General features: G+C 68.9%; 18 protein-coding genes. 14 read left to right on the top strand and 4 right to left on the bottom strand.

Going from position 1 to position 21,646, the window contains the following annotated elements:
* Nucleotides 1–10: 10 nt before the first annotated feature.
* From V6V47_RS01020 to V6V47_RS01005, 4 genes are all read left to right on the top strand, one after another.
* The gene (locus tag V6V47_RS01020) at nt 11–1,654 is read left to right on the top strand and encodes a hypothetical protein (RefSeq protein ID WP_334625990.1); all 1,644 of its coding nucleotides are present in this window, start codon (nt 11–13) and stop codon (nt 1,652–1,654) included.
* A 245-nt stretch (nt 1,655–1,899) separates the two neighbouring features.
* Nucleotides 1,900–2,703: an SGNH/GDSL hydrolase family protein gene (locus tag V6V47_RS01015; protein WP_334625989.1), complete on the top strand. Its 804-nt coding sequence runs from the start codon at nt 1,900–1,902 to the stop codon at nt 2,701–2,703.
* 407 nt (nt 2,704–3,110) lie between these two features.
* Entirely contained in the window at nt 3,111–3,740 is a 630-nt protein-coding gene (locus V6V47_RS01010; protein WP_334625988.1) for a hypothetical protein, read from the top strand.
* Between the two features lie 173 nt (nt 3,741–3,913).
* Nucleotides 3,914–4,333, top strand: a complete 420-nt coding sequence (locus V6V47_RS01005) for a helix-turn-helix domain-containing protein (protein WP_334625987.1) — start codon at nt 3,914–3,916, stop codon at nt 4,331–4,333.
* A gap of 410 nt (nt 4,334–4,743) precedes the next feature.
* Here V6V47_RS01005 and V6V47_RS01000 read toward each other — a convergent pair whose 3' ends face one another.
* The 3 genes from V6V47_RS01000 to V6V47_RS00990 form a co-directional block, all read right to left on the bottom strand.
* On the bottom strand, nt 4,744–8,010 hold the full coding sequence (locus V6V47_RS01000; RefSeq protein ID WP_334625986.1) for a glycoside hydrolase family 97 catalytic domain-containing protein: 3,267 nt from the start codon (nt 8,008–8,010) through the stop codon (nt 4,744–4,746).
* Nucleotides 8,011–8,186: 176 nt separating this feature from the next.
* Complete coding sequence (locus tag V6V47_RS00995; RefSeq protein WP_334625985.1) at nt 8,187–9,548, bottom strand: carbohydrate-binding domain-containing protein; 1,362 nt, start codon at nt 9,546–9,548, stop codon at nt 8,187–8,189.
* Nucleotides 9,549–9,659: 111 nt separating this feature from the next.
* Nucleotides 9,660–10,424, bottom strand: a complete 765-nt coding sequence (locus tag V6V47_RS00990) for a FadR/GntR family transcriptional regulator (RefSeq protein ID WP_334625984.1) — start codon at nt 10,422–10,424, stop codon at nt 9,660–9,662.
* Between the two features lie 138 nt (nt 10,425–10,562).
* On the opposite strand from V6V47_RS00990, the gene V6V47_RS00985 reads away from it, so the two are divergent.
* The 10 genes from V6V47_RS00985 to V6V47_RS00940 all read left to right on the top strand — a co-directional run bounded on the left by V6V47_RS00985 (nt 10,563) and on the right by V6V47_RS00940 (nt 19,609).
* Nucleotides 10,563–11,852 carry an ABC transporter substrate-binding protein gene (locus V6V47_RS00985; protein WP_334625983.1) on the top strand — a complete coding sequence of 430 codons (1,290 nt, stop codon included), beginning with the start codon at nt 10,563–10,565 and terminating at the stop codon, nt 11,850–11,852.
* A gap of 72 nt (nt 11,853–11,924) precedes the next feature.
* Entirely contained in the window at nt 11,925–12,875 is a 951-nt protein-coding gene (locus V6V47_RS00980; protein WP_334625982.1) for a carbohydrate ABC transporter permease, read from the top strand.
* Nucleotides 12,872–13,687, top strand: coding sequence for a carbohydrate ABC transporter permease (locus tag V6V47_RS00975; protein ID WP_334625981.1), 816 nt, complete (start codon nt 12,872–12,874; stop codon nt 13,685–13,687). Before V6V47_RS00980 ends, V6V47_RS00975 begins: the two co-directional genes overlap by 4 nt.
* A gap of 1 nt (nt 13,688) precedes the next feature.
* Nucleotides 13,689–14,837 carry a galactonate dehydratase gene (gene dgoD / locus V6V47_RS00970; protein ID WP_334625980.1) on the top strand — a complete coding sequence of 383 codons (1,149 nt, stop codon included), beginning with the start codon at nt 13,689–13,691 and terminating at the stop codon, nt 14,835–14,837.
* A 47-nt stretch (nt 14,838–14,884) separates the two neighbouring features.
* Nucleotides 14,885–16,114 (top strand): D-mannonate dehydratase ManD, encoded by a 1,230-nt coding sequence (gene manD, locus V6V47_RS00965; protein WP_334625979.1) that lies wholly within the window; start codon nt 14,885–14,887, stop codon nt 16,112–16,114.
* The gene (locus V6V47_RS00960) at nt 16,104–16,643 is read left to right on the top strand and encodes a gluconokinase (RefSeq protein ID WP_334625978.1); all 540 of its coding nucleotides are present in this window, start codon (nt 16,104–16,106) and stop codon (nt 16,641–16,643) included. The genes manD and V6V47_RS00960 overlap by 11 nt, the downstream gene beginning before the upstream one ends.
* 677 nt (nt 16,644–17,320) lie before the next feature.
* On the top strand, nt 17,321–17,752 hold the full coding sequence (locus V6V47_RS00955) for a hypothetical protein (RefSeq protein ID WP_334625977.1): 432 nt from the start codon (nt 17,321–17,323) through the stop codon (nt 17,750–17,752).
* A gap of 47 nt (nt 17,753–17,799) precedes the next feature.
* A complete protein-coding gene (locus tag V6V47_RS00950; protein ID WP_334625976.1) occupies nt 17,800–18,150 on the top strand; it encodes a hypothetical protein in 351 nt (116 codons plus the stop codon).
* A 19-nt stretch (nt 18,151–18,169) separates the two neighbouring features.
* Complete coding sequence (locus V6V47_RS00945; protein ID WP_334625975.1) at nt 18,170–18,565, top strand: hypothetical protein; 396 nt, start codon at nt 18,170–18,172, stop codon at nt 18,563–18,565.
* Nucleotides 18,566–18,673: 108 nt separating this feature from the next.
* Nucleotides 18,674–19,609 carry a hypothetical protein gene (locus V6V47_RS00940; RefSeq protein ID WP_334625974.1) on the top strand — a complete coding sequence of 312 codons (936 nt, stop codon included), beginning with the start codon at nt 18,674–18,676 and terminating at the stop codon, nt 19,607–19,609.
* 48 nt (nt 19,610–19,657) lie between these two features.
* Here the strand turns inward: V6V47_RS00940 and V6V47_RS00935 are convergent, their stop codons facing one another.
* Nucleotides 19,658–21,604 carry a S8 family peptidase gene (locus V6V47_RS00935; protein ID WP_334625973.1) on the bottom strand — a complete coding sequence of 649 codons (1,947 nt, stop codon included), beginning with the start codon at nt 21,602–21,604 and terminating at the stop codon, nt 19,658–19,660.
* Nucleotides 21,605–21,646: the final 42 nt, after the last annotated feature.

Here is a 21,646-nt window from a genome sequence, read left to right as displayed (position 1 = left end):
CATGCCATCGGTGACGACCTGGCGGCGGCTCGAGCCGCGTACCCGCGACGCGGAACTGTCCTCGATCGCCGCACGGGTGGCCGATCCGTTGTGGCTGCTCGCGCGACAGTGGCAGAGCGGCGAACTCACCGGGTCGGACACCGGCTCACCCACCCTCGTCCGGCTCACCGCCGAGCACTGCACCCTCACCCGCTGGGCGACCGGCACGCAGGCGCCGGCCGGTGACGGCACCGAGCTGCCGGCCGGTCAGCCCATCGAGAGTCAGGTCGATGCCGTGCCAGTGCCGCCCGGGCTCGGGGACCGTGCCCGCGCCGGCCAGCACTTCCTGCGGCTGCTCGGCACCACGCTCGCCGGCCGGTACACGGCCGCCCTGCGTGACCACTACGCGTTGCCCGCGCTCGACGACGCCGCCGAGGGCAGCAGCGACGAGGCCGGTCGACGCTGGTCGCGACTGCTGGTCGGGCGGGCGCTCGACGGGGCTGCGCTGCGGGCGGCGATCGGGTCCGCGCAGACCCCGTCAGCCCCGCCCGGCCCAAGCTACGACACCGGCGACGAGAAGGCGGTACGCGACGCGGCAGGCCGGTACGCCCGCTGGTGGGACGCGCGCTTCCCGGCCACGGGCGGTGCGTGGACGGCGGGCCGCCTCGCTGCGCCGTTCCGCCTCGCGGCAGCCACGTCCACCGGCCCGACCACGCTGGTCGCACCAGAGCATCGGGGCGGCCCGATCGACTGGCACTCGTTCGACGGCGCGGGCGCCACCTCGATGGCGGCGGGCGACAAGCCCTCGACGGCCGTGACCACCACCGCTCTCCCCAGCCGGATCAGCTTCCCCGGAATGCCGCGCCCGCGCTGGTGGGAGTTCGAGGATTCGGCCGTCGACCTCGGCCGGATCGACGCGGCACCGGATGACCTGGGCCGGCTGCTGCTGGCCGAGTTCGCCCTCGTGTACGGCAACGACTTCTTCGCCGTACCGATGTCGATGGCCGCTGGCTCGTTCTGTCGCGTCGTCACGATCGAGGTCGACACCTGCTTCGACGAGACCGTCACCGTTCCCTCCGCGGTCAGCTTCGACGGCCCGGCCACCGGGCGCGACGCCTGGCGGATGTTCCACAGCGACGGCGCGCCCGGCCTCGTTCTCGCTCCCTCCACCGTGGACACGACCGATGGCGCTCCCCGTGAGGACGTGCTCCTCGCCCGCGACGAGATGGCCAACCTCGCCTGGGCGGTCGAGCTGCGGGTGACCGGCCCGAACGGCGCGGCCGTCGATCGCCGCGAGGTCGAGTCGGCCCGCCAGGCCCGCGCCGGCATCGAGCCCACCGTCGAGAACACGCTGCACTACCGGCTCTCGACCACCGTGCCGGAGTCCTGGCTGCCGCTGCTGCCGGCCGCCGGAGGTGTGCTCGCCCTGCCGTCGGACGCCGCGCCGGCTGGCCAACTCCTGGGCGGCCAGCAGGGATTTGAACTCGACGCGGTCGAACTGCCCCGGGTCGGCCGCCGGATGACGCTGGTGCCGCGCCGTGCCCGCGCGGTCGACGGCACCGTCCGGGTCTGGTCGGGCTGGCACGTCGGACCGGGCCGGGGCGAGAGCTCCAGTGGCCTGCGCCACGACGAGCTGACCCACGAACGGCTCGGCGCGGCTCCAGAGCCCGCTTGATCCCGCACGTCCTGGGCATCGCGGACGCGAGGGCATCGTCGGATCCCCGGTACGCAGCGAAGGGGTCCTTGCCGCCCAGTAGGCAGTTGGACCGGTGAGCCGGATGCGCGACGGCCGTGCGCGACGGTAGGGCCGGCCGGGGCGGCGCGACCGTCCCGGCGGCGGGACTCGCCGAGAAGATCTTTCCAACGTCGATGTTTAGTGGTACCTATCTCACACCGATCCTCCTACCCCCGGAGTACGACGTGCGGAGATCCCGTCTGGCAACCCTCGCCCTGAGCCTGATCACGGCTCTGGGTGCCAGCTTCACCCTGGCAGCACCTGCCCATGCTGCTCCCAGCGACCACTACGTTGCCCTCGGCGACTCCTACTCCTCCGGGGTGGGTGCCGGCAGCTACACCGCCGAGAGCGGGGCCTGCCAGCGCAGCACGAACGCCTACTCGGCGTTGTACGCCACCAACGTGCGACCCGCGTCGTACCGCTCGGTGGCCTGCTCGGGCGCCACCACCACCAGTGTGATCAACACGCAGCTCTCCGCGCTCAGCGCCAGCACGACCCTGGTCAGTGTCTCGGTCGGCGGCAACGACGTCGGCTTCGCCAACATCATGACCACCTGCGTGCTCAAGGGCACCACCGAATGCGTGGCCGCTGTGCAGGGCGCCGAGGACAAAGCCCGGGCGAGCCTCGCCACCCTGCTGCGCGGCGTCTACAACGGAATTCGCACCCGGGCGCCGTCCGCCCGGGTGGTGGTCGTCGGCTACCCGGTGTTCTACCAACTGGGTACGACGTGTGTCGGGCTCAGTGCCACCTCACGCGCGAAGATCAACGAAGCCATCAACCTGGTGGACGACATCATCCGAACTGCCGCCGGTGCTGCCGGGTTCACCTTCGCCGACGTCCGGTCGCAGTTCGTCGGCCACCAGCTGTGCAGCTCCGGCGCGAAGTGGCTGCACGCTCTCAACATCGCCAGCCTCAGCGTCTCCTACCACCCGACCGCGGCCGGCCAGTCCGGGGGCTACTACCCGGTCTTCCGCTCCGCCGCAGGCTGAACTCGAGCAGGTGCGGGGCGCCGCCCGAATGTGGGGACGCCCCGCACCTGCCGTCTGTCGTATCCTGCCGGTTGAGTCGCCGTGGTAGCGCGTACGACCTGGGCGACACACCTCGAGGACGGACCGTTCGGTCGATGACGGATCACGAATCACATCAGGCAGCGCGCAATGCGGGTGAGGACGACACCGCGGCCCGGCCCGACCCGGCGCCGGCCGTCGACGCCCCGTCGCCGCCCCATCGTCGGCACTGGGGTTCCTGGGAAGCGATCGGCGCGATCACCGGGGTGGTGAGTCTTCTCGTGGCCGTGGTGATCGGCGTCGTGCAACTCGCCGACCCGCAAACCACGTCCGGACCTCAGCCATCACCGTCGACGCCGGGGGCAGGACCGCCGAGATCCTCGTCCTTGGTGCCCGACGACGCGCTCGAACTGGTCGAGGTGGAGGTCGACGAGGGTCCGCCCGCCGCCGGCCGGTCGCCCTTGGAGGCCCGGCCTCTGGTGCTGACGTTCAGGAACGGCAGCGACGAACCCGCCGTCCTGACGGGCGTGAAGGTCGTCGTGCACGACACCTACAAGTTGGTCACCTGTGGCCTGCCCGAGGGTGGTGGAGAGGAGTCCACCTACAACTACGACTTCATTTTTCCTGACGACACGTCATCGGCCTGGACGGGCACCGGGAGCCGTAACTTCTCAGTCGCACCGCACTCCGTCGAGGCTCTGTCGGTGACCATCGGGCCGGACAGGTCCGGCAACCTGCTGCTGTGGCGTTTCTCCCTCTACGGCAGCTTCAAGGGTGGCCGCGAGGTCCACTGGGGCGACGGCGTCGGGATCGAGGGCTTCGACGTCTCGGTCGCGCAGTACGAGAGATACGCGGCAGGTTCCGGGCCCATGGGAGCCCCGGAGGACATGCGACGCTGCGGCGCGGAGACCGCAGACCAAATTCGCGCCTTCGCCCAGCCCAACCCAGCGTCCCCACAGCTCGTCTACCCGCTGGTGCAACGACTGATCGCCGGGTACGAGGCCTTGGCGCAGGGGTAGCACTGGAGACCTATTCGCCTTGTGTGGTCCGGCGCGGGGGACCGCGGTCCCCGGTGCCGCGGCGTGACCACTCAGAACGGCCGTTTGCCTACTCAATCGCGGGCGGCGACGGTCGCCACGGACCGTGGTCGGCTTAGCCTGGATGTCGATCACGGGAAGGTGACCACCAGGACATGGGGGAGACGCCAGGGTCCGCGCAGGCAGCGTTCGCGCGGTTCGTGCGCCAGTCGGTCGAGGCTGCCCGCGAGGAGCACGATTGGCCGGTCGCCGAGGTGGCGGCTCGCAGTGGCGTCAGCCGCTCCACCGTCTTCCGATGGCTGTCCGGCGAATGGCAGCACCACCCGGAGCTGTCCAAGGTAAGGGCCTTCTGCGCGGCATTGGACCTGCCACTCGGTGCTGCGCTGCGCGCCCTCACCCTGCAGCCCGCCGATGCTGCCCTGCCATCCCTGCCCGGAGCGGATCCGGTCCTGGAGGCACACTTCGCGGCGATCCGTGACCGTCTTGCCGACCCCCGCACCTCTGCCACCGAACGGCAGCACATCCGTGCGGCACTGCGGCGCCTCGCCCTCCGAGCAGCGTCCCGCGCCAGCTGAGAGTGGTTGGTCCGTCCCGCCTCATTCCGCCGCGAGGGCTGGACTGACCGGCGAGCCGATCCGGTCACGCCGGGCACCGAGTTCCTTGGTGCCCGACCGCCGTAGCGGCTCTGATCTCCGACCAGGATTTAGGCGCGGGCACTGCGTTCCCGGACGGCCAGTAGCAGTGTGGCGCCGAGCAGCAGGGCCAGTACGCCGGCACCCATCCAGGCGAGTGGGTACGACTCGCCGGGAACCGGCAGATTGCCCTGCGCGAGGATGGTTGAGGTTACCCCGCCCCAAAGCCACCATTACGCCCCCTGTGTCCGATATCAGGGGAGCGTAACTTCAGGTACGACCATTTCGTCCGAACGGCCCGGCGCGCCGCGCTGGCGTGACCTCCACTCGGGAGCACACGCCAGCACGGGCACTCATGCGCGGCCGACGACACCCAGGTCTGGCTCGAGGGTGAGCGAGTCGACGTTGACGTTGCCGTTGTCAGTGGGCCCGTAGACGATGTCCACCGCGGCTCCCCGGGCGATCCGAAGCTTGACGGTGTACTCGGACCAGGTGTCCCAGTTCGCCAGCGTCGGCAGTTGGAGCCGTACCGACTCGGTGCCGCTGCTCAGCGTCATCGTCTGGGTGGCGCCCATGGCATTGGCGTACCGGAGTCGAACGGTGTAGTCGCCGTCCGCCGCTGCCGCGGCGTTGAACCGCAGACCGCTGTCCTTGGTCTTGAGGCAGGCCACGAAGCCGCTGCCGGTGTACCCGGGGTGGTCGGTCCGCAGGCAGGCGGCGCCGAGTCGCTGCGCGGCCTCGGCCTCATAGCTGCGCGGTCCAGCGGCCAGCACGCCGGAGGAGGCGAGCAGGTCGGCCGCGACGTCGGGACCGATCTGACCGGCCGGGGCGGCCGTGATGAGGGCGCCGAATCGGTTGAGGGCGGTGTTCATGGCCCCGGTGTCGTTCGCGGACGCCGAGCGGCCCGCCACGGCAACCTCGTCGAGGAGTTGCTTCGACAGGGCGGGGTCGATGGTCCCCTGGTCGGTGGCCAGCCGTACGGTCCTGGCGAGGTTGAGCAGTCCGCGAGGAGGCCCGAGCCGGACGGAGAGCAGGTCGTCGATCGCGGTACGCGCCTCCGTGGTCACCTGGGACACCGGCAGGCCGTAGAGATCCAGGCGGAGATCCTGCAGGGCGAGCAGGCGTCCCGCGACGTCTCCGCGCCGCAGCTCGGCCTCGGCCTGGTCCACCCGCTTCTGCAGGGTCGTCTGCGCCGAGCGCGTCACTGCGCCGGACTGGTGCAGCTCGCGGATCAGCCGTGACATCGACTGGGTCTGGGTGACCCGGTCCGCCGTGCCGCGCTGACCGCCGGGGGAGCCCACGGCGACCGTGAAGTCCTGGTCCGGGACCTGGCTCGCCGGCAGGGTCAGCTCGACCGTCCTGGTCGCCCCCGCCGCCACGCGAACGTTCTGCGCCTTGCCGACGGCACGTCCGTCGACGAAGAGCTGGGCGGGGAGTGCGGCCACGGTGCTTCCGGTGTTGGTGAGCGACGCCGTCACGGTGAGGCGCTGCGTACCCGCGTCCAACGTCGCCTCGGCGGCTCCGAATTGTGCGCGGGGCGCCGAGTACCAGCCGAGCTGCAGGAGATCCTTGATCGTGGCGGGCCGGAAACGGACTGCTTGTCCGCCGCCACCGACCATGGACATGCTCAGCGCGTTCAACGGGTGGACGAGCGTCTTACTGATCTCGATCGGCAACGGGTTCCCGCGCCAGGTCGTCTCGGCGGCGTCGGCGTAGGTCTCGGCCACGTAGATCCCGAGCGGGAGGAACGACAGGGGCACCGTGAGGGTCCGGTCGTTCTCGTCGGTGATGGCGCCGAGATACCAGGTGTCGCCGTGTCGCCGTGCCGTCGTCGTGTAGTCACCGATCGCGCTGTCGAGCACGTGGCTCTCGTCCCACGTGGCGGGCATGTCCTTCAGGAACGCGAATCCCGGGTGCGCGGCGTAGTTCTCCGGAGTGTCCGCGAGCATCTGCAGCGGGCTGAAGAACGTCGGGTACAGCGCCAACTGGGCGGCCGACGTGGTCTGCACGCGGGTGTTGAGCTTGGCCGGGTCCCAGGTCACGTTCAGCACACCGGGGGTGTAGTCGGCTGCGCCGCCCATGAACCGGGTGAACGGGAGGATGGTTGCCTGCGCGGGCGGGTTGCCGTTCGCGCCCTTGTAGTTCTGCTGCTCCATCCCAGCGACGCCCTCACCGGTCATCATGTTGGGGTAGGTGCGGGCCAGCCCGGTCGGCTTGATCGACTCGTGGGCGTCGATGGTGATGCGGTGTCGAGCCGCGGCGTCGATCACACGCTGGTAGTGGCGGACGGCCTCCTGGTCGAAGTGGCTGCGGTTCACCCCTCCCAGCAGGAACTTGGTGGCGTAGCCGGTCTTGATGGAGTGGATCCCGAGCTCCTCGTACCGGGAGAAGATCGCCTCGATGTGCTGGTCGTAGTAGTCGACGTCGCCGCGCGTCTCGTTGTGCGCGATGAACTCGACGCCGTTCTGCCGGGCGTAGTCGAGCACTGCGGGGAGGTCGAAGTCGGGCTGCGGGGTGAGGAAGTCCTGGTTCGCCCAGGCGCCGCCGGAGTTCGTGTTCCAACCCTCGGCCAGCACGAACTTCGAGCCCGCCTTCTTCGCCAGGTCGATGTACTGCTTCAGGCGAGCGGTGGTGGCGCCGTGGTTGGGCCCGGACGTCCAGGTCGTCTGGCGACGCTGAAGCTCCCACCACACGCCGACGTACGTGGCCGGCTTGATCCACGACGTGCCGCCCGCGCAGATCGCGCACGGGTCGTTGAGGTTCTCGATCAGGTGGGACTCGGCCAGGTCGCCGGGCCGCTCGCCGACGGTGAGGGTGCGCCACGGGGTGGAGAACTCGCCGCGCAGCTTCGCCTTCGTGCCGTCCGGCAGGCTGATCAGATCGCTGGAGAACCGCCCCGGCTGACCCGCCACGGCCTTCAGCCGCATGCTCGGGTAGTCGGTCAGGTCGGCCTCGTGCACGACGACGTAGCTCTTGCCGGTCGCCAACGTCATGGGCGTCTGTGCCGTCGGCACGGCCGAGAGGGGCAGGTCGCGGTAGTGCTGCTCGTCGGCGTTCCAGTCGGTGCCCGACGAGATGGACCAGCTCCTCGACGCCGGGTCCAGGGTGAACTCGGTACGCTCCGCGGTCACCGTGTAGGCGTCCAGGCCCGGCTGGGTCGGGATGTGGTAGCGAATCCCGACGCCGTCGTCGAAGACCCGGACGACGACGTCGAGTCGGAACCCGGTGTCCGCCTGCACGGCGTGGACCGTGAGCTCGGAGGCGTGGTTGCGGACCGTGCTGTCGGTGCCCCAGACCGGCTTCCACGTCTCGTCGATGGTGCGGCGCTGGACGGACTCGATGCTCATCGCCTCGGTCAGGCTGGGCTGTCCCGCCAGGTCGAGACCGAGCCCGGAGGCGCCGACGACCACCGTGCCGCGGTTCGTGAGGGAGTACGTGAGCCGACCGCCGTCGGCGTTGACCGTGACGCGCAGCGAGCCGTCGGGGGACTTCACGAGCTGCCCGCCGGTCTCGGGCACCGCGGCCAGCGCGGTGTTCGTCGGCCGAGCCACCGGCTCGCTGGCCTGGGCCGGTGCCACGAAGAGGCCGGTGGAGATCGCGAGGGCTGCGGTTGTCAGCACTCCGATCCTCAGCGTCAGTCTTCGACCATCACTGTTCATCGTTCGTCCCATCCTTGCCCGGTGCGGCCGTAACCCGGCCGAAACACGTCAGGCACCCTAGGGACGGGGTGCGACTTTGGTCAAGATCCAAAAGCCGGGGTGTGCGACCACCCGAGTGGTCGCACACCCCGCTGGGCTCAGCGGACCACGCCGATGCCGGTGAACGACCGGTCGTACTCGGTGAACGACTGGTTGTTGTACGGCCCGTAGATCCAGGTCCGCAGCGAGTTGGCGGCGGTGTCGATCTCGACGAGGCGTACCGGGTTGGTGGTGTTGGAGTGGAATGTCTGGAGGAACGAGTAGATCTTGTTCCCGTTGACGCCGGTGTCCACCCGGTTCGCGGCGATGCCGACGTGACCGGAGAAGACGAACCGGATGTTCGCGTACTGCTTGACCAGGTTGTCGAACAGGTACTGCGGGCTGGTCGCGCCGTACGAGGCGCTCTGCTCGATGTTGCCGCTGCCGTCGATGTAGTCGTGCGTGACGACGATGACGTTGTGCCGGGGGTTGGCGGCGACGACGTTCTTGGCCCAGTTCACGGCCGCGACCCGCGGCCACAGCTCCAGGGTCAGCACCAGCCACTGCGCGCCGCCGGCCTCGAAGGTGGAGTACGAGTTGTCGACCTTGCCGGCCTCGAACTGTCCCCGGACCGCGCGGTACTGGCCGGCGGTGAAGTACTGGTTGAAGACGGTCGTGTCGCGGACGAGTTCCCGGGTGTGGGCGGGATCGCGGGCCGACCCGCCGACGCCGGTGGCCTGGGTGTCGTGGTTGCCGATCGCCAGCGAGTACGGGATGGCGGCGTTCTCGATCGGGCGCATCGCGTTGCGGGCGATGACGTACTGCGAGTGGTCGGGGGTGTCCCAGTTGACCACGTCACCCGAGGAGGCCACGAAGCGGAGATCCAGCGCGGACCGGTTCTGCACCAGCCAGTTGGTGCGGTTGAGGAACCGCGTGTCGCTGCTGTTCAGCACCTCCTGCTGGGTGTCCGGCAGGACGGCGAAGCTGAACTTCGTGTCGGTCGCGCCGGTGGTCTCCATCCGCGCGGACGCGATGTGCACGTTGCGGTCGCAGGCGTCCGACCGGAAGTCGTTGATGAACTGGATCTGCACGGCGTGCTGACCGGCGCCGACCGCCGTGCCGACCGGGTACGAGCCGTAGTTGGTGGCGCTGACGATGGTGGTCTGGCCGACGTTGACCCCGTCGACCGTCACCCGTACGGTCGGCCAGCCCTCGCAGTTGTCGCCGATGGCGCCGATCACCACCCGGCCGGAGCCGGCGATGCTGGTCGTGGCGTAACTGGTGTTGCCCCAGAGCGACGCGTGCGTCCCGGAGGCGGGTACGGGAGTGCCGGTCGCCGTCCGGATCGCCCCACCGACGACGGTGAACTGCGAAGGCTCCGCGGCGTTCGCCGTACCGCCGACGAGCATGCCCCCGGTCACCGCGACGACCGCGGTCACGGCCACCGCGACGAACGCGGATCTGGATCTTCTGTTACGCACGCTGATCCTCCCTTGACGACAATTGCCCATCAGCCGGGCAGATGCATCGTAAGGACGATCAGTGTGAAAGATGTGAATGCCTGAAGGACACTTCGGGTACCCGGGCTGTACTCAACTCACCATCTCGGGTGACCCGGTCTGCTCCCACAGCGACTTCATCTCGTCGAACGCCTGCTCCATGAGCTGCACCATCGCCCGGTGGGCGCCCACGCCGTCGTGTCGCTGAATGGCTTGGGCGACTTCCGCGTGCAGTTGAAGGGCCTGCTCGTGCGGGTGGTGCGGCATGAGGTGGTGCTTGTGTCGGCCGGTGAGCACCTCGGCGACCAGATTCTGCAGTCGGACGAACATCTCGTTGCCGGAGGCGAGCAGCACCCGCCGATGGAACTCGATGTCGAGGTGCAGGAAGCGGTCCTCGTCACCGGCTTTGCCGGCGGCCCACATCTTCGCCGCGAGCCCGACGAGGTCGCTCGCCTCTTCGTGCCCGGCCCGCGTCGCGGCCAGCAGGGCCGCGTGCGGCTCGACGGCGGTACGTAGCTCGGTGATCGACCTGAGCTGGGCCGTGCGACCGGCCGACGCGAGACGCCAGCGGATCACCTGCGGGTCGAAGACGTTCCAGGCGCTCGCCGGTCGGATCATCACGCCCACCCGGCGCCGGGTCTCGATGAACCCGATCGACGCCAGGACCCGCAGGACCTCGCGGATGACGGATCGGGAGACCGCGTACCGCTCGACCAGCTCGTCGATGTTGAGGACCGACCCGGGAGCCGGTTCACCAGCGCAGATGGCAGTGCCGAGGTGTTCGAGGACGCGCGCGTGCAGCCCGGTCTCCACAGGGGTGGCCCGCGCGGCTGCGTCCCCTGGGGAGGATCGTTCCACGCGTCGGATCATATCAGTTAGATCAAACCCTTGAATAAATCCGCTTATTCGGCCTAGCATCCCGTCGTTAAGCGGATGTAACAACGACGTAGCGCCTTCCCGTCCGGGACGGCGACCGCGACAGAAGGAGAGACACGCGTGCGACGTCGATCGATAATCGGCACTTCTCTGGCCGTGGTCACCGCCCTCGGGCTGGCCGCCTGCGGCGGCGGCGAGGACGGCGACAGCGGGTCCAAGACCCTCCGGGTGACGCTGGTCAACCACGTCTGGACGGAGAACATCAAGAAGGCCCTGCCCGAGTTCGAGAAGCAGTCCGGCCTCAAGATCGAGGTCACTCAGCTCGGCGAGGACCAGCTCTCCGACCAGTACAACGTCAAGTTGAACGCCGGGTCCAGCGACCTCGACGTGATGATGTACCGGCCCCTGCAGGAGGGGAAGCTGTTCGCCAAGAACAAGTACCTCGCCGACCTGAGCAAGAAGGCCAAGTCGGACAGCGCGTTCGAGCTCAGCGACTTCCAGGCCGGTCCGGTGCAGGCCACCACCTACGACGACAAGGTCGTCGGGGTGCCGATCATCACCGAGCAGGAGGTCCTCTACTACCGTAAGGACCTGCTGCAGAAGTCCGGCTTCACCGCACCGCCGAAGACCCTCGACGAGCTCAAGGCGCAGGCCGCGAAGGTCGAGGCCGACAACCCCGGGGTCGCCGGGTTCGTCGCCCGCACCGGCAAGGCCGCGGCCGTCACCCAGTTCTCCAGCTTCCTGTTCAGCTTCGGCGGCGACTTCGTGGACACCAGCGGAAAGGCCACGGTCAACAGCGAGCAGGCCAAGCAGGCGTACGCCTACTACGGCGGGCTGCTCCGCGACCACGGCCCGGAGAACATCAGCACCGACATGAGCTGGTCCGAGGCCATGGCGATCTTCACCCAGGGCAAGGCGGCCTTCTACACCGAGGCCAACTCGCTCTACAAGAACGCCACCGACCCGACCAAGTCCAAGGTCGTCGACACCGTCGGCTTCGCGGCCTTCCCGGCCGGCCCGGCCGGTTCGAAGCCGTACAACATCCCGTCCTGGGCGCTCGGCGTGAACGACGGCTCGGAGAACAAGGACAACGCCTGGAAGTTCATCCAGTGGGCCGCCGGCAAGGAGCAGGCGCTGGCGCAGCAGAAGGCCGGCGTACCCGGTGCCCGTGCCTCGGTCTGGGCGAACCCGGAGAGCACCTCGACCCTGCCGAAGGACCTCGCCGAAGCCAACACGGTCAGCGCCACCAACGGCGTCGGCCACGACCGGCCGCTGGTGGAGAAGGTGGCCCAGGCGCGGGAGATCGTCGGCCAGCCGATCGTCGACACGATCACCGGCAAGGACGCCGCCGGCTCGGCCGACGCGGCCAACGAGGCGTTCCAGAAGTTCCTCGACGACGAAGCGAAGTAACCCGAACCGCTGGGCGGCGGCGCCGACGGCTCCGCCGCCCGCTGGGACCTGGCCCCCGAACCCGGAGATCTCATGTCAGCCGTCACCACACCAGTCACCAGAGGGCCGAAGACCCCCGCGGCGTACGCGGAGACGTCGGCCTGGTCGCGCTGGGCCAACGAGCACCGCAAGTGGCTCTTCGCGGCCCCCGCCATGGCGTTCGTCGCCGTGCTGATCATTTTTCCGGTGGCGTGGACCGGATACCTCAGCCTCACCGACGCCGAGGGCTCGGTACGCGCCGAGTCCGAGTTCATCGGCTTCCAGAACTACCTCGACGTGCTCACCGACACCGACCGGTTCTGGCCGGCGGCCGGGCGTACGGTGCTCTTCACCGGCGTCGTCCTGTTCTTCGAGGTCGTCCTCGGCATGGCGATGGCCCTGCTGCTGTGGCGGCCCTTCCGCGGTGAGAAATGGGTCCGCGTCGCCATCCTGTTGCCGCTGGTGGCGACCCCGGTCGCGGTCGGCATGATGTGGCGCCTGATCTTCGACCCCAACATCGGGATGGCGAACCAGCTGCTCGGCTGGATCGGAATCGGTCCCCAACCCTGGCTGGCCGGTGAGAGCTCGGCCCTGCCGACGACGATGTTCATCGACATCTGGCAGTGGACGCCGATGGTCGTGCTGATCCTGCTCGCCGGGCTCACCTCGCTCTCCGACGAGCCCCAGGAGGCGGCCCGGATCGACGGCGCCAGCAGCTGGCAGCGGTTCCGGCACGTCACCCTGCCGCTGCTGATGCCCACGGTGATCGTCGCCATCCTGCTGCGCGGCATCGACGCGCTCAAGACCTTCGACATCCTCTACGCCACCAAGGGGCGCGGCGGTGGGTCCTTCCACGAGGTGGAGACCCTCAACGTGTACGCCTACGGCCTCAGCTTCGACTACAACGAGTACGGCGTCTCGTCGACCGTGCTCATCCTCTTCTTCCTGATCATCATCGGGGTGATGTGGGCCCTCACCTACCGCAAGAAGGGGCTGGACCGATGAAGCCGAGCAAGCCGTACCAGGTGTTCCGGGCGGTGGCTCTCGTCGCCGTGGTGGTCGCCCTGATGGGCCCGCTGCTCTGGATGATCGCCGCGTCGTTCAAGACCAATGTCGACATCTACGACACCGCCAAGTCTTTCGTCTTCTCGCCAACCCTGAAGAACTACGACACGGTCTTCCAGCAGGCGAACTACGTCCAGTTCATCGGCAACAGCCTCTGGGTGGCGTTCGCGGCCACGGTGCTCTCGCTCATCCTCGGGGTGCCCGCCGCGTACTCGATGAGCCGTTTCACCATGAAGAAGTCCGCGCTCGTCGTGCTCATGGCCCGGGTGATCCCCGGCGTCTCGCTGCTGGTGCCCTGGTACTACGTCTTCTCGAACCTGAAGATGGTCGGCGGGTTCAGCGTGCTGATCCTGAGTCACATGTTCGTGTCGCTGCCGCTCATCGTCTACATCATGATGGGCTACTTCGACGGCCTACCGGCCGAGCTGGAAGAGGCCGCTCTCGTCGACGGGCTGACCCACATCGGCGCCTTCCGGCGGATCACCCTGCCGCTGTCGGTGCCCGGCCTCGCCACCGCCGGCATCCTCTCGTTCATCTTCTCCTGGAACAACTTCATGTTCGCCCTGGTGCTGTCCGGGGCCGACACGAAGACGCTCCCCGTGGCCATCTTCGACTTCGTCGGCTACGCCAGCATCGACTGGGGTGGCCTGATGGCCGCCGCCACCGTGGTCACCCTGCCGATCATGCTGATCGCCCTGTTCGTGCAGAAGTACGTCGTCTCCGGCCTCACCGCCGGCGCCACGAAGGGCTGACATGACCACGATCGCACGGGTGGAGACCTTCCTCGTCGCACCGCGCTGGCTCTTCGTCCGGATCGAGACCGAGTCCGGCATCGTCGGCTGGGGCGAGGCGAGCTGCGAGGGCCGTTCCGAGACCGTCCGCACCGCCGTCGAGCAGCTCAGCGAGCTGCTGATCGGCCGGGACGCGCTGCGCATCGAGGACCACTGGCAGGTGATGACCAAGGGCTCCTTCTACCGGGGCGGCCCGATCCTGGGCAGCGCGGTGTCCGGCCTCGACCAGGCGCTCTGGGACATCGCCGGCAAGCACTACGGAGCGCCGGTGCACCAACTGCTCGGCGGGCCCGTCCGGGACCGGATCCGGGTCTACGGCTGGGTCGGTGGCGACGAGCCCGCCGAGATCCGCGACCACATCAGCGCGCAGGTCGAGGCGGGCCTGACCGCGGTGAAGATGAACGCCTCCGGGCGGATGGGCCCGATCGCGTCGGTCGCCGACCTCGACGGGGTGGTCCAACGGGTCGCCGCCGCCCGCGAGGTGCTCGGCGCCGACCGGGACGTCGCGGTCGACTTCCACGGTCGGTTCACCCTCGCCAACGCCCGCCGGGTCGCCCCGCTGCTGGAGCCGTACCGGCCGTTCTTCCTCGAAGAGCCGGTGGTGCCGGAGAACTCGCACCTGATCGGTGAGTTCGTCCGCTGCACGACCACCCCGGTGTCGACCGGCGAGCGGCTCTACAGCCGGCAGGAGTTCCTGCCCGTGCTGCAGGCCGGCATCGCCGTTGCGCAGCCGGACCTGTCGCACGCCGGCGGCATCACCGAGGTCCGCAAGATCGCCACCCTGGCCGAGGTCTACGACGTGCAACTCGCCCCGCACTGTCCGCTCGGGCCGATCGCCCTCGCCGCCTGCCTCCAGGTCGGCTTCGCCACACCCAACTACCTGATCCAGGAACAGAGCATCGGGATCCACTACAACCTCGGCGCCGAGGTGCTCGACTACTGCCTCGACCGGACGCCACTCACCTTCGTGGACGGGTACGTGTCCCGGCTCACCGCGCCCGGGCTCGGCATCGAGATCGACGAGCACGCGGTGCGGACCGCCGACAAGCGGGGGCACGCCTGGCGCAGTCCGACCTGGCGGCACCCCGACGGCTCCTACGCGGAGTGGTGAAAAGCCCGCGAACCGCCCCGCGCTCCGGAAAAGTAAGGAAACCCCTCGTGAAGATCGTCGCAGCGGACGTCATCGTGTCCAGCCCCGACCGGAACTTCGTCACCCTGAAGATCACCACCGATGAGGGCCTCACCGGCCTGGGCGACGCCACGCTCAACGGTCGTGAGCTGTCCGTCGCCTCGTACCTGCGCGACCACGTCGCCGCGCTGCTGATCGGGCGCGACCCGCACCGCATCGAGGACACCTGGCAGTTCCTCTACCGCTCGGCGTACTGGCGGCGCGGGCCGGTCACCATGGCGGCCATCGCCGCGGTGGACGTCGCGCTGTGGGACATCAAGGCCAAAGCCGCCGGCATGCCGCTGTACCAACTGCTGGGCGGCGCGTCGCGCACCGGCATCATGGCGTACGGCCACGCCTCGGGCCGGGACATCCCGGAGCTGTTCGACTCGATCCGCCGACACCTCGACGAGGGCTTCCGGTCGATCCGCGTGCAGACCTCGGTGCCCGGCATCAACGCCGTGTACGGCGTGGCCGCGCAGCCCAGCGCCGACGGCAAGCGGTACGACTACGAACCCGCGCAGCGCACCCCGCTGCCAGCCGAGGAGGACTGGGACACCCGCGCGTACCTTCGCCACCTGCCCGAGGTCTTCGAGGCGGTCCGTGGTGAGTTCGGCCCGGAGCTGCCGCTGCTGCACGACGGTCACCACCGGATGACCCCGATCCAGGCCGCCAAGCTCGGCAAGGCCCTCGAACCGTACGACCTGTTCTGGCTGGAGGACTGCACCCCGGCCGAGAACCAGGAGGCGCTGCGGCTGGTCCGGCACCACACGACCACCCCGCTGGCCATCGGCGAGGTCTTCAACACGGTCTGGGACTACCAGACCCTGATCCGGGAACAGCTGATCGACTACGTCCGGTCCGCGGTCACCCACACCGGCGGCATCACCGCCATGCGCAAGCTGCTCGACTTCGCCGCCCAATACCAGATCAAGTCCGGCATCCACGGCCCGACCGACATCTCCCCGGTCGGGATGGCCGCGGCGCTGCACCTGGACCTGGCGATCCACAACTTCGGGATCCAGGAGTACATGAAGCACAGCCCCCTGGCCAACGAGGTGTTCCAGCAGTCGTTCACCTTCACCGACGGCTACCTGCACCCGGGCGACCAGCCGGGGCTCGGGGTGGAGCTCGACGAGAAGGCCGCGGCCCGGTTCCCGTACGAGGCGGCCTACCTGCCGTTCAACCGGCTCAAGGACGGCACGGTCCATGACTGGTGAGCGGCGTACCCGGCACGTCGTGGTGATGGGCGTCTCCGGCGCGGGCAAGACCACGGTGGCGCGCGGGATCGGCGCGGCGACCGGGCTGACGTTCGCCGAGGCGGACGAGTTCCACTCGACCGAGAACGTGGAGCGGATGCGCTCCGGCGTACCGCTGGACGACACCATGCGCTGGCCCTGGCTGCGGGACATCGCCGCCTGGATGGCCGACCGTGCCGCCGAGGGCCGGTCGACGGTGCTGGCCTGTTCGGCGTTGAAGCGGTCGTACCGGGACGTGCTGCGGCAGGGGCCGCCGTCGGTGGACTTCGTGCACCTGGACGGGTCGGCCGAGGTCATCCGGGCCCGGCTGGCCCTCCGTACGGGGCACTACATGCCGGCCAGCCTGCTCGAATCGCAGATCGCCACGCTGGAACCGCCCGAGCCGGACGAGTCGGTGCTCGTACTCGACGTGGCACTCGCCCCGGACGACCTCGTCGCCGCGGCCCTCGACGGCCTCGGCCTGCCCGCCACGGCGGCGACGCGCCGCTAGCGGCGGCCCGTCGTCAACACGACAACGCACGCAGGTTGATCCACTCCAGATCGCCGATGTCGGGGTATCCAACCGCGAGGACACCCCAACATCGCTGACCTGGAGTGGATCAACCTGCCCCCGCCGGCCCCGCCCGCGCCGGCCCCGCCCGCGCTGGCCCCTGCCGCGCCGGCCCCGCCGGCCCCGCCGCGCCGATCTTGCACTTTCGGTCGCCGAAATGCGCGAGATGTTCTCTATGTCGAGGCCGCAAGTGCAAGATCGCGGAGGTGAGGGCGGATCGAGAAACTCAACCCCGTCGATCTTGGGGTTGTGGTGTCCACTTTGGTTCTGCCTAGTCATTTTATCCCCCGGAGCAACCCCATGATCGACGAGGCAGGACAGGCCAGGGGACGGGACGAGGCGGGACAGGCCAGGGGACGGGACGAGGCGGGACAGGCCAGAGGACGGGACGAGGCGGGACAGGCCAGGGGACGGGGCTTCGAACGGATGCGGCGGACTCCGGAGTCGGAGACCCGTCGGCAGGTAGGGCGGGGATTGATCGACGCTGCAAGCGGGTTGCAGGGGACCTGCAGGACGGCCGTCGGATAGTCGGTGTCCTGGCGAGCGACTGCTCGTCGGTACACCGCGTCAGGCTTGGCGCGGGTGATCGATGGGGGGAAGTTGTGAAGCTTCGGCGGATGGCCACGGTGCTCATGGCCGTCACCATGGCGCTTTTCGGAACGGTCATGGTTGCCAGCCCAGCGCAGGCGTATGCCGGTCCGCACTACTGGATGTACACCAATGACGGGACGCCGGGCGGACGTGTCGACTTCTGGCCCGACGGCGACATCGTCCAGGTGTGCGACATCCAGGCGGACGGCGCGCACGTGAAGGTGGTGCTGACGCACATCTTCACGGGTACCGGCTTCAGTGCCCAGGCGTCCGGAAACGGCAACTGCACCACGCGCCGGGCAAGCATGGGTGGCGAGTACGACCTCGTCGAGCGTGGGTCTGCTAAGGGCTGCTACCGGTTCAACATCAGGCTGTGGGACGACATCCACTATGTCCAGGGCAGTGAGGACATTGCCGCGTGGTGGAACGACAACAACACAAAGGTCACGGACTGTTGAGGAGTGTGTTGAGAACAAAGCGCTGGCTCGCCGCGGCGGGCATGTCGATGGCACTGGTCACCGGGTCGGTCCTCTTTGCCACACCGGCAATGGCGGACACCTTCATCAGTACCTCGGACGACGACCCCGGCGGCAACCTGCTGTTCGAGGCATACGGCGACATCGTCGAGATCTGTGACGTCCAGGCCGACGGATTCTATGCCGATGGCCGGGTGTACTACGGCACGAAGTTGATCTACACGGTTCAGGCCCACGGGAACGACAACTGCACGATGGCGCGGGCCAGCCAGGGCGGGTCACATGACCTCGTCGAAGGCCGGGAGTACCGGATCGTGGTGTGTCTCGACAACGCCGACGGTGGGCTGCGGTTCTGCCGCAGCGTCAACCAGACCGCGTAGGTCGAGGAGAGGAGTGCAGATGAGATTGCGTCGTACCCTGACCAGCCTCGGCATGTCCGGTGCCGCCGTCCTGGCGGTACTGGCGGTGGCGGTGCCCGCCCAGGCGAGCTTCGGTCCGATCTGGACGCGGAACGGCGACGGCGGCTCGATGACCTTCACCAGCAACGGGGACGTGCTCACCGTCTGCGATGAGGAGGCGGACGGCCGCTACGCCGACCTGCGGGTCTACACCGCCAGCACCCTTATCCACCGCTACACCATCCAGGCCAAGAGCAACGGGAGTTGTGTCACCCGGTCGGCCGCCAATGGCGGGGTCTACGACCTCGTGGAGGGCGTCACCTACAAGTTCGAGATCTGCCTCGACTGGGCCGGCGGGGATCGGTACAACTGCGACACCGAGTACGACCAGGCCTGATCGGCTCGTGCACGAGGGCGCGGCGGCGGTCACCGGACCGTCGCCGCGCTCGGCGTCCGGGTTGACAGCGCTGGCGTAACAGCGGCCGGATGACAATACTCAGCGGGCATGGAGAAGGCCCGTACCGAGTTGGGGCGGGACTTGGCGCACGCGCTGCGGACCGGCCCGTTCTCGGCGGCGCTCCACCTCGCCATCGAGGACCGTGGAATTCGGCTCGAAGAGATCCAGGAGCGGCTGTCGGGGGCCGGCGTCAGCGTCAGCCTCACCACGCTGAGCTACTGGCGACGCGGCCGCAGCCGGCCGGAACGGCCAGAGTCGATCAAGGCGGTCCGTCTGCTCGAAGAGATCCTGTCGCTACCGGCGGAGTCGTTGATCGTCCAGCTCGGACCCCGCCGACCCCGGGGTCGCTGGTTGAGCCAGCCACCGGGGACCATCGAGATCGACCGGCTCTTCAGCGACGGCACCAGCGTGGCCAAGATGGTCGCCGAGGTCGACCGCTGGCTGTACCACGAACTGACCCGCCTCAGCCTGCACGATCTCTATCTGGTGGGCGATGGACGGCAGGAGATCAGTCTGACCTGCCGGCAGGTGCTCCGGGCCAACACCGACCGGGTCTCCCGCACGGTGGGCATCTTTCGCTCCGACGACCTGACGGCCTCGACCCGGATCAACGCGGTACGCAACTGCCGGGTCGGGCGGGTGCGCTGGGACCACGGATCGGGGCTGCTCGTCGCCGAGATCATCTTCGACCGCATGCTGGCCCAGGGCGACACCGTGGTGATCGAGTACGAGTTTCTCAGCGACTCGCAGGCGTCGACCGACAACTACTACCGGGGCTTCTCCACCCCGGTCAGCGAGTACGTCCTGCAGGTGCAGTTCGACCACGACGCCGTACCGGCCCGCTGTCACCGCTTCGAGCGACGGGGGCTCAACGCGCCCGACCAGGGCGTGTGGGAGGCGTGGATCGGCTCCACCCACGGCGCCCACCTGATCGCCTCGGACGTACCGCCGGGGATTGTGGGCATGCGCTGGGAGTGGGAGTGAGCGGTCGCCGGTCCCGGGCAGCCGCTCACTCCAGTTCTCTTGCGCCGATCAGCTCGCGTTGATCGTCACGTCGTCGATCACGAAGCTGGTCTGGTACGACCAGTCCTCCACCCCGTTGAAGGTCAACGTGGCGGTCTGCCCGGCGAACTGGCCGACGTTGAACACCTTCTCGACGTAGCCGGTGGTCCTGTCCAGGTTCGAGTAGCTGACCACGGTGGTGTTGCCCAGCGTGACGGTCAGCTTGTCGTAGGCCAGGTTCTCGTACTCCGCCGTGGTGATCCGGATCCAGAACCGCAACGTCGCGTTGCTGCATCCGGCCGGGATCGTCACCGACTGCGAGACGGTGTCGGTCTGCACCTGGCCGCCGCCGTTCAGCCAGGCGTTACGGCTGCCGGACCGCGCCGGGTACTGCGACCAGGTGCCGATCACGTTCGCCGTCGCGGTCCACGGTGAGGTGCCGCTCTCGAAGCCCGGGTTGCCGACGACCTGCACGGGCGTACAGCCACCGCCACCGCTGGTCACCGTCCAGGCGAAGGTCGCCTGGGCCGTCCGGCTCGCCGCGTCGGTGAGGGTCACCGTCACGTTCGAGGTGCCCGCCGTGGTGGCGCTGCCGGTGATCCGCCCGGTGGAAGCGCCGATGGCGAGGCCGGCCGGCAACCCCGAGGCGCTCCAGGTGTACGGGGTGGTGCCGCCGCTGCCCTGCACCTGGACGTCGACGGCCTGGCCGATCACCGAGGTCCGGTTGCCCGGGTTGGTCACCGACGGGTTACCCGGACCGGGGTCGGTGCCACCGATGAAGCCGGTGTAGAGCAGCACGTTCGGCGAACCGGTGCCCGGACTGGTGATCTTGCCGGTGGTGCCGTTGGTCACCAGCGCGTTGCGGACCTGGGCCGGCGTCGCGTTGGGGTTGGCACCCAGATAGAGCGCCGCCGCGCCGGCCGTGTGCGGCGAGGCCATCGAGGTTCCCGTCATCGTGGCGCTGCCGTTGTTGCTCGAGTAGGAAGCCGACACGATGCTGGTGCCCGGGGCGAAGATGTCCAGGCACGAGCCGTAGTTGCTGCTGCTGTTGCGGCCGTCGGAGCTGTTGCTGTTGCCGACCGTGATGGCTGCGGCGACGGCCTGCGGGCTGTAGTAGCAGGCGTCGTCGGAGGAGTTGCCGGCCGCCTGCACGAACTGCACGCCCGAGTTGATGAGGCTGGTGACGGCGCTGTCCATCGCCTGGCTGGTGCACCGGCTGCCGCAGCCGATGCTGTAGTTGACGACCGCGGGTTTCTGCGCGTTGGTGCGGACCCAGTTGATCCCCGCGATCAGGTCGTCGTTGGTGCCGCTGCCCTGGCAGTTGAGCACCCGTACGGACACCACGCTGGCCTTCTTGGCGATGCCGTAGGTGGTGCCCACCGCGGTGCCGGCGACGTGCGTACCGTGCCCGTGGCAGTCCTGCGGGGTGCTGTCGTTGTCGACCATGTCGGTGCCCGGCTTCACCCGACCGGTGAACTCGTTGTGGTTGGCGTTGATGCCGGTGTCCAGCACGTAGACGGTGACCCCCTGGCCCGGGTTGGCCGGGTAGGTGAAGGTCTGGTTCAGCGGCAGGTTCCGCTGGTCGACGCGGTCGTCACCCCAGTTCGGCGGGTTGGTCTGGGTGTCCAGCACCCCGATCCGCTGGACCTGCTCGACCGATGCCACGGACGGGTCGGCGGCCAGCCGCTGCGCCTGCTTCGCCGACATGGTCGCCGAGAAGCCGGGCAGAGCCGAGCCGTAGACGTGGCGGGTCTGGCCGCCGAAGCGACCGGTCAACTCACGGGCCTTGGTGTCGACGGCGGTCGCCGCCAGCGCGGTGGACGTGAGCGTGACGATGTAGCGGTCGGCCACCGCGTTCGGGCTGTCCGCGTACCGGATGTCGCCGGTGGGTTCGGCCTGGGCCGGACCACCGACGCCGATGGCCCCGGCCAGCGCCAGTACGAGCGCGAAGCCAGCGGCTGGGAGTCGTTGCAACACGGGTCATCTCCTCCAGGGTGCCGACTCCGCGATCGCGTCCCG

The organism is Micromonospora sp. CPCC 205539, from assembly GCF_036906815.1.
Taxonomy (GTDB): domain Bacteria; phylum Actinomycetota; class Actinomycetes; order Mycobacteriales; family Micromonosporaceae; genus Micromonospora.
This window is presented reverse-complemented; position numbering and strand designations above follow the sequence as displayed.